Source organism: Idiomarina sp. (genome assembly GCF_048260185.1).
Classification (GTDB): domain Bacteria; phylum Pseudomonadota; class Gammaproteobacteria; order Enterobacterales; family Alteromonadaceae; genus Idiomarina.
The window spans coordinates 321,991-336,934 of sequence record NZ_JBLXHB010000003.1 but is presented as its reverse complement, the minus strand read 5'-3'; the positions used below and the strand labels follow the sequence as shown (position 1 = coordinate 336,934).

At 46.0% G+C, this 14,944-nt stretch carries 17 protein-coding genes; 2 read left to right on the top strand and 15 right to left on the bottom strand.

Annotated features, from left to right (window positions below; genetic code table 11):
• Window positions 1-12: 12 nt before the first annotated feature.
• The 13 genes from atpD to ACN0RF_RS09230 all read right to left on the bottom strand — a co-directional run bounded on the left by atpD (window position 13) and on the right by ACN0RF_RS09230 (window position 11,765).
• Window positions 13-1,398, bottom strand: a complete 1,386-nt coding sequence (gene atpD, locus ACN0RF_RS09290; RefSeq protein ID WP_011235842.1) for a F0F1 ATP synthase subunit beta — start codon at window positions 1,396-1,398, stop codon at window positions 13-15.
• 42 nt (window positions 1,399-1,440) lie between these two features.
• Window positions 1,441-2,304: a F0F1 ATP synthase subunit gamma gene (atpG, locus tag ACN0RF_RS09285; RefSeq protein ID WP_011235843.1), complete on the bottom strand. Its 864-nt coding sequence runs from the start codon at window positions 2,302-2,304 to the stop codon at window positions 1,441-1,443.
• Window positions 2,305-2,358: 54 nt separating this feature from the next.
• Window positions 2,359-3,900, bottom strand: coding sequence for a F0F1 ATP synthase subunit alpha (atpA, locus tag ACN0RF_RS09280; protein ID WP_011235844.1), 1,542 nt, complete (start codon window positions 3,898-3,900; stop codon window positions 2,359-2,361).
• 14 nt (window positions 3,901-3,914) lie between these two features.
• Window positions 3,915-4,448 carry a F0F1 ATP synthase subunit delta gene (atpH, locus tag ACN0RF_RS09275; protein ID WP_110012831.1) on the bottom strand — a complete coding sequence of 178 codons (534 nt, stop codon included), beginning with the start codon at window positions 4,446-4,448 and terminating at the stop codon, window positions 3,915-3,917.
• A 17-nt stretch (window positions 4,449-4,465) separates the two neighbouring features.
• Entirely contained in the window at window positions 4,466-4,936 is a 471-nt protein-coding gene (gene atpF / locus ACN0RF_RS09270; RefSeq protein WP_011235846.1) for a F0F1 ATP synthase subunit B, read from the bottom strand.
• Between the two features lie 37 nt (window positions 4,937-4,973).
• Entirely contained in the window at window positions 4,974-5,231 is a 258-nt protein-coding gene (atpE, locus tag ACN0RF_RS09265; protein ID WP_011235847.1) for a F0F1 ATP synthase subunit C, read from the bottom strand.
• Window positions 5,232-5,295: 64 nt separating this feature from the next.
• Window positions 5,296-6,093, bottom strand: coding sequence for a F0F1 ATP synthase subunit A (atpB, locus tag ACN0RF_RS09260; RefSeq protein ID WP_153849330.1), 798 nt, complete (start codon window positions 6,091-6,093; stop codon window positions 5,296-5,298).
• A 12-nt stretch (window positions 6,094-6,105) separates the two neighbouring features.
• Window positions 6,106-6,492, bottom strand: coding sequence for an ATP synthase subunit I (locus tag ACN0RF_RS09255; protein WP_417438771.1), 387 nt, complete (start codon window positions 6,490-6,492; stop codon window positions 6,106-6,108).
• Window positions 6,493-6,661: 169 nt separating this feature from the next.
• Entirely contained in the window at window positions 6,662-7,537 is an 876-nt protein-coding gene (locus ACN0RF_RS09250) for a ParB/RepB/Spo0J family partition protein (protein ID WP_011235850.1), read from the bottom strand.
• Between the two features lie 19 nt (window positions 7,538-7,556).
• Window positions 7,557-8,348: a ParA family protein gene (locus ACN0RF_RS09245; RefSeq protein ID WP_011235851.1), complete on the bottom strand. Its 792-nt coding sequence runs from the start codon at window positions 8,346-8,348 to the stop codon at window positions 7,557-7,559.
• A gap of 48 nt (window positions 8,349-8,396) precedes the next feature.
• Window positions 8,397-9,017 (bottom strand): 16S rRNA (guanine(527)-N(7))-methyltransferase RsmG, encoded by a 621-nt coding sequence (gene rsmG, locus ACN0RF_RS09240; protein ID WP_034819462.1) that lies wholly within the window; start codon window positions 9,015-9,017, stop codon window positions 8,397-8,399.
• 9 nt (window positions 9,018-9,026) lie between these two features.
• Entirely contained in the window at window positions 9,027-10,922 is a 1,896-nt protein-coding gene (gene mnmG / locus ACN0RF_RS09235; protein WP_417438770.1) for a tRNA uridine-5-carboxymethylaminomethyl(34) synthesis enzyme MnmG, read from the bottom strand.
• 393 nt (window positions 10,923-11,315) lie between these two features.
• Entirely contained in the window at window positions 11,316-11,765 is a 450-nt protein-coding gene (locus ACN0RF_RS09230; RefSeq protein WP_253617421.1) for a flavodoxin domain-containing protein, read from the bottom strand.
• A gap of 58 nt (window positions 11,766-11,823) precedes the next feature.
• On the opposite strand from ACN0RF_RS09230, the gene ACN0RF_RS09225 reads away from it, so the two are divergent.
• Window positions 11,824-12,318, top strand: a complete 495-nt coding sequence (locus ACN0RF_RS09225) for a serine/threonine protein phosphatase (RefSeq protein ID WP_417438769.1) — start codon at window positions 11,824-11,826, stop codon at window positions 12,316-12,318.
• 47 nt (window positions 12,319-12,365) lie between these two features.
• On the opposite strand, the gene gloA is transcribed toward ACN0RF_RS09225, so the two are convergent.
• A complete protein-coding gene (gene gloA / locus ACN0RF_RS09220) occupies window positions 12,366-12,920 on the bottom strand; it encodes a lactoylglutathione lyase (RefSeq protein WP_417438768.1) in 555 nt (184 codons plus the stop codon).
• Window positions 12,921-12,996: 76 nt separating this feature from the next.
• Here gloA and ACN0RF_RS09215 point away from each other — a divergent pair, with 76 nt between their 5' ends.
• Window positions 12,997-13,248: a GIY-YIG nuclease family protein gene (locus ACN0RF_RS09215; protein ID WP_110012838.1), complete on the top strand. Its 252-nt coding sequence runs from the start codon at window positions 12,997-12,999 to the stop codon at window positions 13,246-13,248.
• Here the strand turns inward: ACN0RF_RS09215 and ACN0RF_RS09210 are convergent.
• Window positions 13,231-14,910 carry an FUSC family protein gene (locus tag ACN0RF_RS09210; RefSeq protein WP_011235858.1) on the bottom strand — a complete coding sequence of 560 codons (1,680 nt, stop codon included), beginning with the start codon at window positions 14,908-14,910 and terminating at the stop codon, window positions 13,231-13,233. The genes ACN0RF_RS09215 and ACN0RF_RS09210 overlap by 18 nt on opposite strands.
• Window positions 14,911-14,944: the final 34 nt, after the last annotated feature.

Genomic DNA, 14,944 nt, shown 5'->3' with positions numbered 1-14,944 from the left:
CCTCCCGGTCGGTTACAGGTTTTTGGCTTTTTCTACCGCTTCTTCGATGGTACCAACCATGTAGAAGGCCTGCTCTGGCATATCGTCGTAATCGCCGTCCAAAATGCCTTTAAAGCCAGCAATAGTATCTTTCAAAGACACATATTTACCTGGAGCACCAGTGAATACTTCGGCTACGAAGAAAGGCTGCGACAAGAAGCGCTGAATTTTACGAGCACGAGATACTGACAGTTTGTCTTCTTCAGACAACTCGTCCATACCCAGAATCGCAATAATGTCTTTCAGCTCTTTATAGCGTTGCAGTACTTCCTGAACACCCATTGCTGTGTCGTAATGCTCATCACCGATAACCTGTGGGTCCAACTGACGTGACGTTGAATCCAACGGGTCAACCGCAGGGTAGATACCCAATGACGCGATGTCACGGTTAAGTACAACAGTCGCATCCAAGTGAGCGAAGGTTGTTGCCGGAGATGGGTCAGTCAAGTCATCCGCTGGTACGTAAACGGCCTGTACCGATGTGATTGAACCTGTCTTAGTAGAGGTGATACGTTCCTGCAGAACACCCATTTCTTCGGCCAGGGTAGGCTGATAACCAACCGCTGAAGGCATACGGCCTAACAGTGCTGATACCTCAGTACCGGCCAAGGTGTAACGGTAGATGTTATCAACGAAGAAAAGTACATCGCGACCTTCGTCACGGAATTTCTCAGCGATAGTCAAACCAGTCAGAGCAACACGTAAACGGTTACCCGGTGGCTCGTTCATCTGACCATAAACCAGTGATACTTTATCCAGAACGTTTGAATCGTTCATCTCGTGATAGAAGTCGTTACCTTCACGAGTACGCTCACCAACACCAGCGAATACTGAGTAGCCGCTGTGCTCGATAGCGATGTTACGGATAAGCTCCATCATGTTAACGGTTTTACCAACACCAGCACCACCGAACAGACCAACTTTACCACCTTTAGCAAACGGGCAAATCAAGTCGATGACTTTGATACCGGTTTCTAACAGTTCGTTAGTGTTTGACTGTTCTTCGTAGCTTGGTGCCGCACGGTGAATAGACATTTTCTCTTCTTCACCGATAGGGCCCGCTTCATCAATTGGGTTACCCAATACATCCATAATACGGCCCAGGGTTTTCTTACCCACTGGAACCATGATTGATTCACCGGTATTTTTAGCGGTGATACCACGACGCAGACCGTCAGTTGTACCCATTGCGATGGCACGTACGATTCCGCCGCCCAGCTGCTGCTGAACTTCCAGAACCAAACCTTCTAAGCCACCTTCGGTCACTTTCAGTGCGTCGTATACTTTTGGTACAGCGTCTTGTGGAAATTCTAAATCCACAACGGCGCCGATAATTTGTACGACCTTACCTTGACTCATGACGTTTCCTCTAACTCTTCAATTCTGTTAACCGTTGCCGCGTTATACCGCTTCGGCGCCGGACACGATTTCCGAAATTTCTTGCGTAATTGCTGCCTGACGAGCCTTGTTATATCGCAATTGTAATTGGTCAATAATGTCTTCGGCATTGTCGGTTGCAGCTTTCATAGCAATCATCCGAGCGGCTTGCTCACTAGCAAAGTTATCCACTACGCCTTGGTACACTTGCATTTCTACGAAGCGACGAATTAGCGTATCCAGGATACTTTCCGGATTCGGCTCATACAGATAATCCCAGCTACCTGTCTGCACATCTTCTTCCGATCCTGCTTGCGGCAATGGCAACAATTGATGAATGGTCGGCTCCTGGGTCATCGTATTCACAAACTTATTGAATACAACGTACAAGCGATCGATTTTGCCTTCTTCAAAGGCATCCAGCATAACCTGGATTGAACCAGTGATTTCTTTCAGTTCTGGCTTATCGCCCATACCTGAAACTTGCGCTTTCAACTTACCAAAACGCTTGAAGAAACTGGTTCCTTTGCTGCCTATAGCGGCAAAATCCGCTTCAACATCCTGCTCTTTCCATTCGTTAGCGTGTTTAACGACTTTTTTGAACTCATTACCGTTCAAGCCGCCACACAAACCACGATCGGTAGACACAATGATGTAACCCACACGCTTAACCTGACGTTCTTCCATAAATGGATGACGATATTCAAGGTTACCGCGCGCCACATGACCAATCACCTTGCGAATGGTGTCCGCATAGGGGCGACTTGCCTCCATACGTTCCTGCGCCTTTTTCATTTTCGACGCAGCGACCATTTCCATAGCACTGGTGATCTTCTGAGTATTACCGATACTCGAGATCTGAGTTTTTATCTCTTTACCGCTGGCCATGACGATTCTCCTGTTAACTCAACGACAAATGGCCGCTACTGCGGCCAGGTGCGATTACCATGATTGCGTTTGCTTGAATTTCTCAAGCGCAGCTTTCAATTGCGCATCGATGTCGTCGTTATAGTTGCCAGTTTTATCAATCTCAGCCATTAGCTCGGCGTATTCGCTCGCCATGAAAGATTGCAGAGATTCTTCAAAATCCATGATTTTGTCGATTTCTACGTCTTTCAAGAAGCCTTTTTCAACGGCATAAATTGATACAGCCATTTGAGCCACGCTCATAGGCTTGTACTGTTTCTGTTTCATCAGTTCAGTAACACGCTGACCGTGCTCTAACTGTGAACGAGTCGATTCATCAAGGTCAGATGCGAACTGAGCGAACGCCGCCAATTCACGATACTGAGCCAGGGCAAGACGGATACCGCCACCCAGTTTCTTGATGATTTTCGTTTGTGCTGAACCACCAACACGTGAAACCGAGACACCAGCGTTAACCGCAGGACGAATACCTGAGTTAAATAAGTCAGTTTCAAGGAAGATCTGACCATCGGTGATAGAGATAACGTTAGTCGGTACGAATGCCGATACGTCACCTGCCTGAGTTTCAATGATAGGTAAGGCAGTTAATGAGCCGGTCTGGCCTTTCACTTTACCGTCAGTGAATTTTTCTACGTAGTCAGCGTTAACACGCGCAGCACGCTCAAGTAGACGAGAGTGAAGGTAGAAAACGTCACCAGGGAATGCTTCACGACCCGGAGGACGACGCAACAACAGTGAAATTTGGCGATAAGCGACAGCCTGTTTAGACAGGTCATCGTATACAATCAGAGCGTCTTCACCGCGGTCACGGAAGTACTCACCCATAGTACAACCAGAGTAAGCTGCCAAATATTGCAGGGCTGCTGATTCAGAAGCAGAAGCTGCAACTACAATGGTGTTTTCCATTGCGCCGTGCTCTTCTAACTTACGCACAACCGCTGAAATGGTTGAGTTCTTCTGACCAATAGCTACGTAAACACACTTAATACCAGAATCTTTCTGGTTGATAATAGCGTCTACTGCTAAAGCCGTTTTACCTGTCTGACGGTCACCGATGATAAGCTCACGCTGACCACGACCAACCGGAATCATCGAGTCAATTGACTTGTAACCCGTTTGTACTGGCTGATCAACTGACTGACGTTCAATAACGCCCGGTGCGATTTTCTCGACTGGCTCATAGCCGTCAGCTTCAATTGGACCTTTACCGTCGATAGGCTGGCCTAGTGTGTTAACCACACGACCCAACAGTTTTTCGCCAACCGGAACTTCCAGAATACGACCTGTTGATTTTACTTTGGTGCCTTCCTGCAAGTCTGCATAAGGGCCCATAACAACCGCACCAACAGAATCACGTTCAAGGTTTAGTGCGATAGCGTAACGATTACCAGGTAGCTCAACCATTTCACCTTGCAGGCAGTCTGCAAGTCCGTGGATGCGAATGATACCGTCTTGTACAGACATGATGGTACCTTCGTTGCGAGCTTCGCTGGTGACTTCGAACTTCTCAATTCGCTGTTTGATCAGTTCTGCGATTTCATTTGAATTCAATTGCATGCTCAAGTCCCCAATTAGGATTGCAGTGCGTAAGCAAGTCTGTCGAGCTTGCCGCGCAAGGTGCCGTCAATGACGGTATCACCAGCTTCTATAACAAGTCCGCCAATAATGGACTTGTCGACACTGCAGTTCAGCTTAATTTTGCGTTGCAGGCGCTTCTCAAGTGCTTTACTCAAAGCCGTTTGTTGTGCTTTCAGCAGTTTAACTGCTGATTTAACATCTACAGTGACTTCTTTGTCATGTTCAGCACGAAGCGTCTGATAGAGCTCACTAACTGCTGGTAGCACTGGCAGACGTTCATTTTCAGCCAGTACTTTAACGAAGTTCTTAGCGTTGTCGTCGAGCTCGTCGCCGCAAACACCCAAGAAAACCTCTGTTGTTTTCCCAACAGTCGAGGAGCTACTCAAAAATGAGGCAATAGTCTCGTCTTGCGCTACCGCAGCAGCGAAGCTAAGCATTTCTGCCCACTTATCGAGCGCTCCCTGTTCTAAAGCAAAATCAAAAGCTGCTTTTGCGTAAGGGCGAGCGACCGTAGTCAGTTCTGACATAAGCTCAAACCCCTTTATTAAAGTTCAGCGACCAGTTTTTCAACAATGTCACTATGAGCGTCTTTATCAATTTCACGCTCAATGATTTTCTGAGCCCCAGACACCGCAAGTACGGCAACTTGCTTGCGCAGCTCTTCGCGAACGCGATTGCGTTCAGCGGCAACTTCTTCATGTCCAGCCGCAACGATTTTTTCACGTTCTTCGTGGCCACGTTGAGTTTCTTCCTCAACAATTTTTGCACCACGTTTTTTCGACTGTTCAATGATTTCAGCGGCTTGCTGTTTCGCTTCTTTGAGCTGCTCGGCAATTTCTTGCTGGGCTTTCTCTAAATCTTTTTGAGCACGTTCACCGGCATTAAGGCCGTCAGCAATTTTCTTCTGACGTTCCTCGATAGCTTTGATGATCGGTGGCCATACAAATTTCATGCAGAACCACACGAACACGATAAACGCGATCGTTTGTCCAATTAGAGTAGCGTTGATATTCACAACGGACCTCCTTCAGTTGGTGACCGTCGAATAACGATTAGCCTGCTACCTGGGTTAAGAATGGGTTCGCAAACGTGAACAGCAATGCAACAGCAACACCGATCATCGCGATAGCATCGATAAGACCAGCAACGATGAACATTTTAACTTGCAGCTGTGGTGCCAGTTCTGGTTGACGAGCAGCAGCTTCCAGGAATTTACCACCCAGAATACCAAAGCCCAGGGCAGTACCCAGTGCAGCCAGACCGATCATGATTGATACAGCGATAGCAGTAAAAGCAACTACAGTTTCCATTGATTTCTCCAGTTTTTCAGTAGATTAAAGTTAAAAGTAAAGCTAAAAACTTTTGTTTCGAACACTAGTGTTCAGATGACGCCATGCTTAAGTAAACAATGGTCAGCATCATGAAAATAAACGCTTGCAATGTAATAACCAGAATATGGAACACTGCCCACGCAAAGTGCGCCGGTAGCTGCCAGAATCCAATCATTGCAATTAGAATAAATATCAATTCACCTGCATACAGGTTACCGAACAAACGCAGTGCCAGTGACGCTGGTTTTGCCAATAACGTGATACTTTCCAGTACAAAGTTCACCGGTATTAATGCCCAGTGATTAAACGGGGTGAAAGTCATTTCTTTAGCGAAACCTTTCACGCCTTTGTATTTGATTGAGTAGATAATAATTAGCGCAAATACGCTTAAACTCAATGCAAAGGTTGTATTCAGGTCTGTTGTTGGTACCACTTTCATGTACACGTCATGCGGGTCGTCAACAAAGCCTAACCAATAACCACCATACATAGCAGCTGTTGGTAACCAGTCAACCGGAATTAAGTCCATCAGGTTCATCAGGAATATCCAGACGAAGATGGTTAATGCCAGAGGTGCTATCAGTTTATCTTTACCGTGAAAGGATTCTTTGACGCTGTTGTCAACAAACTCGACAATCATTTCGACAAAGCATTGCCATTTACCAGGTACCCCAGCAGAGGATTTTTTCGCTACTCTGCGGAAACTCCACAGAAACAGCACACCCAGTAACACGGACCAGAAGATAGTATCGACGTTCACCGCCCAGAACCCTTCACCAACCGTCCAATTTTGGAGGTGATGCTGGATATACTGAGTCGGAGTTTGTTCTCCACTTATCATGTTGTTTCCCAGTTAGGTTGATTTTAAAAATAAAACCGGTGCTATCCACTGCATGGTGACGGCGATGACAAAACCGACCAATAACCACACAGGATATAAATTTGTTACCAGCAATGCGATTGTTAACAACATAGCTGTAAGCAGTAGCTTAACGCCTTCGCCTAAAAAGAAACTTTGTACAACTTTCTGATTAGCGCGCGCGCCTGCGTGTCTAAAAGCGATAAGTGCAAATAGAGCGCTTGGTATTACGACGGTTAATCCGCCACACAGAATACCCAAAGCTGACTGTGTATTCGAAACTGCTATCGTGACAAGTGCGGCTATCAAAACCGCTATAAATTGCGTACCTACAACTTTTCCTGCCAGCTTTTTACCTACCGCATTAAGTGCCTGTGTCACGACTAAAACCTTTTAACTGGCGGCTATTTTTTTGAGGCTTTCAACCAGCCACAACGAAACTCGCGCTAGTATAAAGATCTGCCATGTAATTGCAAACAAATTTGCCTGTAGGCGACGGTTTCTATGCCATTTAACAAAAGTTCTACAACAATCAATGCATTGGAAATTATTATTTGATGTGAGTCAGAATTCCATCCAGTTCGTCCAGGTTGGTGTAACTGATAACCAGTTTACCCTTTCCTTTACGACCATGGTTAATGGAAACTTTGGCTCCCAGGGTCTCAGACAACTTGGTTTCTAAATGTTCAATATTAGCGTCTGGCTCTGGTTTTTCAGTTTCTTTGGGAGGGTCAATTGTACGTCTGACGAGCTTTTCTGCGTCACGTACGGTCATATCTTTTGCGACAATCTGTTGTGCTACGTCGGCTTGTTGTTCGCCTTCCAGCGCCAATAACAACTTGGCATGGCCAAGTTCAATATCACCACGCTCCAGTAACACTTTAACGCCGTCCTGCAAGTTATTCAGACGCAGCAAATTGGTCACTGTAGTCCGTGATTTACCGACTGCCTGAGCAACGTCCTGGTGAGTCATCTGAAACTCGACCAACAAACGTTGTAACGCAGTGGCTTCTTCCATCGCGTTTAAATCTTCACGCTGAATGTTTTCAATTAACGCGATAGCTACTGCGGCTTCATCGGGTACGTCTTTGATTAAACAAGGAACCAGTTCAAGCTTTGCCAGCTGCGCCGCACGCCAGCGACGCTCACCCGCAATAATCTCATACTCGTCTTTGCCAACAGGGCGCACAACAATAGGCTGTATTATCCCCTGGGCTTTTACCGAAGCGGCTAAGTCTTCTAAAGCTTCGGGTGACATGTCTTTACGAGGTTGATAACGGCCAGGCTTTAAAAACTCAACCGGCAGCTTCTGTAACTCACCTTTGACTTCTTCCGTCACTTGCTCTGATTGACGGTCAGAGTTTTGCTGATTACTGGTCAGTAAGGCATCCAGACCGCGACCTAAACCTCGTTTTTTTGCCGACATGATTCGCTTTATTCCCTTGTTATGATTCTTTTGCTACTTCTTTACGATTTTCAGAACGTCGGATAAGTTCACCCGCTAAGGCTAAATAGGCCTTTGACCCGGTGGATGACTTGTCGTAGTACATAGCCGGCGCACCAAATGAAGGTGCTTCGGCTAAACGGACGTTACGTGGAATAACGGTCCGGTAAACTTTCTCACCAAAGTGGTTTTTGAGCTGCTCTGAAACATCGTTAGCCAGACGATTACGCGGATCGTACATAGTCCGCAAAATACCTTCAATTTCCAGCCCAGGATTAACCACGTCGGCCAGCTGACGAATAGTTTCCATTAATGCGGTAAGACCTTCCAGTGCATAATACTCGCACTGCATGGGCACCAGAATAGAGTCAGCGGCGGCCATGCCGTTAACGGTCAGCATATTCAGCGATGGCGGACAATCAATAAAAATATAGTCGTAGCTATCCTGAACGGCTTTAAGTGCATTACGTAAACGCAATTCGCGTGCAAAAACTTCCATTAACTTGATTTCTGCAGCTGTAGCATCGGCGTTAGCCGCTATTAAATGGTATTTACCGTTGGTGTCTTTTACGGCAACGTCGCCGACTGGCTTTTCTTCAATCAGCAATTCGTAAATGGTATTTTCAACATCGTACTTATCAACGCCACTGCCCATAGTCGCGTTACCCTGAGGGTCCAGGTCAATCAACAACACTTTGCGACGGGTAGCAGCCATGGACGCAGCTAAGTTAACTGCTGTGGTTGTTTTTCCTACTCCGCCTTTTTGATTCGCAATAGCAATGGTTCTAGCCACGGGTTTTATAACCTCTTGTTGTTGTCGGATAGTCGACTGTCGGTTGTTTTATGACCGTTTGCTTATAATGACGATATGCCGGCTCGCGTCAATGCCGGGAACGTTAATTTGCTCAATACTTTCAATTTTATATTGCTCGGGCAACTGCTCCAGTTCGTCTTGCGGATACAGCCCTTTCAACGCATAAAACCGACCGTTTTCAGCCGGTAAATGTTCACACCATGAAAGCATATCATTAAGCGAGGCAAAGGCTCTACTGATTACACCATCAAACTGCTTTTCGTCCTGATAGTCTTCCACCCGCGCCTGCACAGCCGTAACATTGGTTAGTTTTAGCTCATGACAAACCTGACGAATAAAACGGATTCGCTTGCCTAAACTATCGAGTAAAACAAATTCATTATCCGGTTCGGCTATGGCTAAGGGTAAACCCGGTAGCCCTGGTCCTGTACCGACATCGATGAAGCGCTGCCCATGTAAATACTTACGAACAGCCAGGCTGTCCATAATATGTCGGGTCAGCATATCCTTCGGATTTCTCACGCTGGTCAGGTTATAGGCTTTATTCCATTTATCCAGTAAGCCTACTAACGCCAGTTGTTGCTCAATCTGTGCTTCTGACAGGTTTATTTGTGCCTGATCTAATAATCCCTTTAACTGCTCTTTCACATTTCTTCCTTAAGCACTTTTACGCAATAAACCCTGCTTTTTCAGGTGAACCAATAACATTGAAACAGCCGCCGGAGTAATTCCGGAAATACGCGCTGCTTTACCAACGGTCTCAGGCTGATGATCATTTAATTTCGCAACCACTTCGTTCGATAACCCCTTAATTTTAGCGTAATCGAAAGGCGAGGGCAGCAAGGTATTTTCATGACGTTGTTGTTTTGCTATTTCTTCCTGCTGACGCGTTATATAACCCGCGTATTTAATTTGGATCTCAACTTGTTCTGCCGCTAAAGGATCGTCTAACCCCGGCGCAAAAAAGTCAGTTAAGGCTAAATCTTTGTAATGAATTTCCGGGCGGCGTAATAGTTCTTCGCCACTGACTTCTTTGGTGACAGGGCTTTTAACCAGCGCGTTAATTTGCTCTACAGATGCATGATCTTTATGCACCCAGGTAGTTTTTAAGCGTTGTTTTTCCTGCTCGACTGATTCCATTTTCTTATTAAACGCGGCCCAGCGTTCATCATCCACTAAACCGAGATTACGGCCAATTTCAGTTAATCGCATATCGGCGTTATCTTCACGCAGCAACAGACGATATTCGGCACGCGAAGTGAACATACGGTAGGGCTCTTGAGTGCCCAGAGTCGATAAATCATCGATCAACACGCCCATATAAGCCTGATCGCGTCGTGGAGCCCAGGATTCTTTATCCTGCGCCTGCAATGCGGCATTTAAACCAGCAATAAGTCCTTGCGCACCGGCTTCTTCATAGCCTGTTGTACCGTTAATCTGGCCAGCGAAGAACAAGCCGTCAATGACTTTGGTTTCCAGAGACTGTTTCAGATCTCGGGGATCAAAATAATCGTACTCTATGGCGTAGCCAGGGCGTGTGATATGAGCATTTTCAAAGCCTTTAATTGACTGAACCAGACGCTGCTGAACGTCAAACGGTAAGCTGGTTGAAATGCCATTAGGGTAAATTTCAAAGGTATCTAAGCCTTCTGGTTCAACAAAAATTTGATGCGAGCCTTTGTCAGCAAAACGGACAATTTTATCTTCAATTGAAGGACAGTAACGTGGTCCTACGCCTTCAATCACACCAGAATACATGGGCGAACGATCAAGCCCCGAACGAATAATCTCGTGGGTATTTTCGTTCGTATGCGTGATGTAACACGGAATCTGCTGTGGGTGATCAGAACGAGAACCCATGTAAGAAAATACCGGAGTAGGGGTATCACCCGGTTGTTCCTGCATAACAGAAAAATCAACACTGTGGCTGGCGATACGTGGTGGTGTGCCAGTTTTTAAGCGTTCAACTCGTAATGGCAATGCACGTAATCGTTTAGCTAACGCGTTTGATGGAGGATCGCCTGCACGTCCGCCCTGGTAGTTATCCAGACCAATATGGATCTGTCCGCCCAGGAATGTTCCTACGGTCAGCACCACGGTTTTTGCCGTAAATTTAAGACCCATTTGGGTAACAACGCCAGTAACGCGATCGTTCTCGACGATCAGATCGTCACAACCTTGTTGGAATATTGACAGATTTGGTTGGGTTTCCAGTGCGTAGCGGATCGCTTGTTTGTAAAGCTGTCGGTCAGCCTGAGCTCTGGTTGCGCGCACTGCCGGGCCTTTGGATGAATTCAGTGTTCTGAATTGAATTCCGGCTTTATCAGCTGCTTTGGCCATAACGCCGCCAAGTGCATCGATCTCTTTTACTAAATGACCTTTTCCTATTCCCCCTATGGCTGGGTTGCAGGACATTTGCCCTAAAGTATCAATATTATGCGTAAGCAATAGGGTTTTAACACCTAAACGAGCGGCGGCTAACGCAGCTTCTGTTCCGGCGTGTCCTCCACCGACAACAATAACGTCAAAGTGTTGTTGGCTCTGTTGTGACATGCAAAGTGACCTTTGTTTGAAGAATAGGAAGTTAGCCGATTATTTTAACGCGATTTCACTTAAATCTAAATGGTTAAATTTCGTTCAGCGCTGTTAAAGATCTTAAAGAAGATCAGTAAAGGATCTTATTTAGATCTTTTATTACTATTACTACTAGTCAGCGGATTCCTGTGAATAGATCGCTGAAGCCCTTTTTAAATATATCCTGGAGCAAGATCACTCTTTGTAGATAAGTGCCCTTGAACCGGGATCATAGATCGTGGATAAGTAGGGTAGTTATACACAGATCAGTTTATCCCCAGTGTTATACCCACTTCACTGACAGTGCTTAAGTGATCTTATTCCAACCTTAGTCACAAGCTGAAATCCTTGTGCACAAGCCTGTGGGTATGATCACAGAGCCTTTACAGCATCAGCGATCGCGGGCAACCAGTTTAATGCTTTCTCTTCCGGATCGTCTTCCAGCATGTCGATTTCTAAACGATCGGTCATTTGTGTCCCGCCTAATTCCTGTAAGCGTTTATCGCAATGTCGACCGGCTTCGCAGAAGGTGTCATAACAGGATTCACCAACCGCCACTACGGCATAGTTCAGTCCGGCTAAATCAGGGCTTTGAGGATCGTTTATTTCGTCGTAGAAATCGAGCATGGAGTCGGCATAATCGCCCGCACCATGGCTGGCGAGAAAAATTAACCAGGGTTGATCGCTGGGTAGCTTCTCAAACTCCGGTTCGTAATGAAGCTCGGTTTCAATGCCCTGCTGATTTAATTTTTCGCTGACAGTATCGGCTAAAAATTCGGTATTTCCAGAAGTTGTACCCACTAAAAGATGTAAGACAGTCATAAAATTTCTAACTCATTTGCTACTATTAAAAACACGAGAATCATACAGGAGAACCCAAATGGTAAAAGCTCTGGTTAATGTATTAGTCGCTTTTAGTGTAGCAATAGTTTCAACGAATGTTTTTGCCGGCATTGAGTCACCCAAACAGGTGTCAGATAAGTTATGGGTGATGGGCACACCATCAAATGAGCAGTTGGCTGACTTTGCTGATGAAGGTGGTGAGGTTGTTATTAATCTGCTTTCACAAAAAGAAATGACCGACAGTGAGGAAGCCGCAGTGGTTACCCGTAATGGCATGGCGTATTACCATGTACCGGTTAACGGTGCAGACGGAGTGACACTTGAAAATGCACGCCTGGTCGATCGTATTTTATTAAAGAACAGCGATAAAACGGTGCTGGTTCATTGTGCTTCGAGTAACCGGGTTGGTGCGTTAATGGCATTACGTGCTGGCTGGTTAGATGGAATGTCGGTAGAAAAGGCGTTAGAGGTTGGGCGTGAACATGGAATGACGTCTCTGGAAAATAAAGTGAAGTCTATGCTTTCAGAGTAGTTAAAAAAAAGGCCAGCTCATGCGGATGAACTGGCCTTATGCCGTTGTTATTTTAAATGCTCTTTCAGCAATTCCGGCTGACGCTCCGGCGTGAATATTTCAATCCAGTAGCCATCCGGGTCTTTAATAAAGGCAATGCCTTTCATTTTTCCGTCGTTCGCGCGTTTTTGAAATTCTACGCCCATTTTTTCGAAACGCTCACAGGCGGCATCGATATCAGGTACGGCGAAACCTATGTGACCAAAACCTTTGGGCTCTTCGTTACCACTGTGGTAAGACACCGAGTCGTCGTTCTCGTCGCCCCAGTTGTGAGTCAGTTCCAGCATGGCCGGGCGACCAAAGGTCTGTTCAATGCGCTTGTCTTTGTCGGTTGACCAGTCTTTTCGTTGTTCAGGCGACATGGCAGCCATGAAATACAGCGTAAACTCCATTTCCGGGAAGTCGAAGCGCTTAACCAACGTCATGCCCAGAACTTCACTGTAAAATTTTAAAGTGCGCTCCGGGTCTTTAATGCGGAACATGGTCTGGTTGAACACAAAGTCGTGTGTTGCGGGGTCGTGTTGTTCAGACAAACCCTTGGCTTCATCAAAATGTCTGCTCATAATGTCATCCTTAGTCGGTTCATTGAGTAACTGTTGTTACACTGTGTATTGGGTTTAGCAGGAGAGAGTTCAAGTCGTGAGTTGGGCGGTTTATCTAATTAAATGTGCAGACAATACGTTTTATACCGGTGTCACAACGGACATTGAACGGCGTGTGAATGAGCATAATACCGACGATAAAAAAGGCGCTAAGTACACACGAGCTCGTCGTCCTGTGGTGCTTGTCTGGAGTGAGAAACACCCGAACCGAACTAAAGCATGCCAGCGTGAATATGAAATTAAACGTTGGCCGCGCGCTAAAAAGGTTGAGTTAGCCGGTGGAATTTAGTCGCTTCTGACCGGTTAAAAGGTGCCCGAGAATGGCGTTTTTGTCTTTCATTCCCAGCTTGTCGCTAATTTGGGTGAGCTTGATTACGCGATGGTAGAAACGTGCTTTACGTCGGTTGTACTGGCTTTCGGTGAGTTTTGTTTTATTCAGCTGGTCAATTTCTTCGGTCAAAGTTTGCAGTAAGCTTTGATAACGCGCTTTTAAATTGGTTGGATAAATAAGCCGATAAGCAATTAACGAAAGTAGGGGGGCTGCAACGACTGCCAGAGCAATACTCGCTGAATGACCAAGGTGGAACGAATAACCTATAGAGGGCTGCATTAACAGCAAAAAGACCAGGTTGAAATCCATACTGCCGTTCGCCGTTTTTTGATGAGCCATAGGAAAACCCGCCAGCAAAATAACCGGCATTAAAGCAACCAGCATCCATAAAATGGAATCCTGATATTGCCAGACCGTTGCCTGAATAAGTACTGCTGTTAGCGCGCCGGCACACTGCCCAAAAAATACATATTTCATGGTTAATGCCGGATTGTCTGCGGTGGAGAACAGCGTCAACATAACTGAAGCACCCAGCATTAAATAAGCGAATTGAAATAATTCGGTATACCACCAGCTTGCGCCAATGAGCCCCATAATAACGAACGTTCGTATGGCGGCCTGGCGTGCACCCAACCAGTCGCGATGCAAAATGGTTTTGCTGAGTAAGGTGGAAGTGGCGGTTTTGCCTGAATCACGAAAAGATAACCGGTCATTGGTTGCTTCAACGAATTCATTAAAGCGCTTTTTCAATGCGGCGTTTTTAATGGATTCCAGAGCATTTTTAAGAGGTTCTATAATTTCAGTTCGTTTAGCGGAAGCATTTAATTTATTTGACGCGTCGAGTAAGTAATCGCTTACTTCCAAATTTTTTTCTGGCTCCTGGATATTCAGTTCAGCCAAAAACCCCAATTGGCTGTTAATAACTACACGTAACGTTTTGGCCGATTCATGAGCACTGACAGAGCCGGTACCGTGATCGAGCAGTTGGGCTTCCAGTGCTGCCAGTTTTGATAATTTATCGGCAAGGTTTAAATCGTTATTATCCGGTTCGGCGAAGTAACGGCTAATATCGTGCAAGTTAGCCGCGGTTTGTCGGCGAAGTTGGTTAATTAAGCTTTGTTCCGCTCTTTTATAAGTAAAAGCCCAGCCAATAACGAGTGATGTCATAATGCCGACAAAAACCGTGAGTAAACGGTCAACACCCAGCGGCATGAGTGCGTCTGAGCTTTGTGTTAGCAACACCACCATGGACGCTGAATAACCGGCAAGTATGGTGCCGTAAGAAATGAGCCCGTGCAGTAAATTACCCGTGTAAACACAAAGCGATACCCACAGAGTTAAGCCCGCCACCAGCCAAATGATTTCGCCACTGGCAGAAACAACCAGCACCATACCGAACATAGTCCCTAAAAGAGTGCCTAACGCCCGGTATGCGGCCTTTTCTATAAGAAGACCACGAGTTGGCTGGGAAACAGCCCAAACCGTCATAGCAGACCATTGAGGATGCTCTAAGCCCATAGCCCAGGCAATAATAAGAGATAAGCAGGCAGCAACGCCGGTTCGGAAGCCAAACCGCAGGCGAACATAGTCAAACCCCCATTGCGCTAACTTGTCTTTCACTGGTGCTCCTTAGTTGTACGACTAAGAAAAAGCT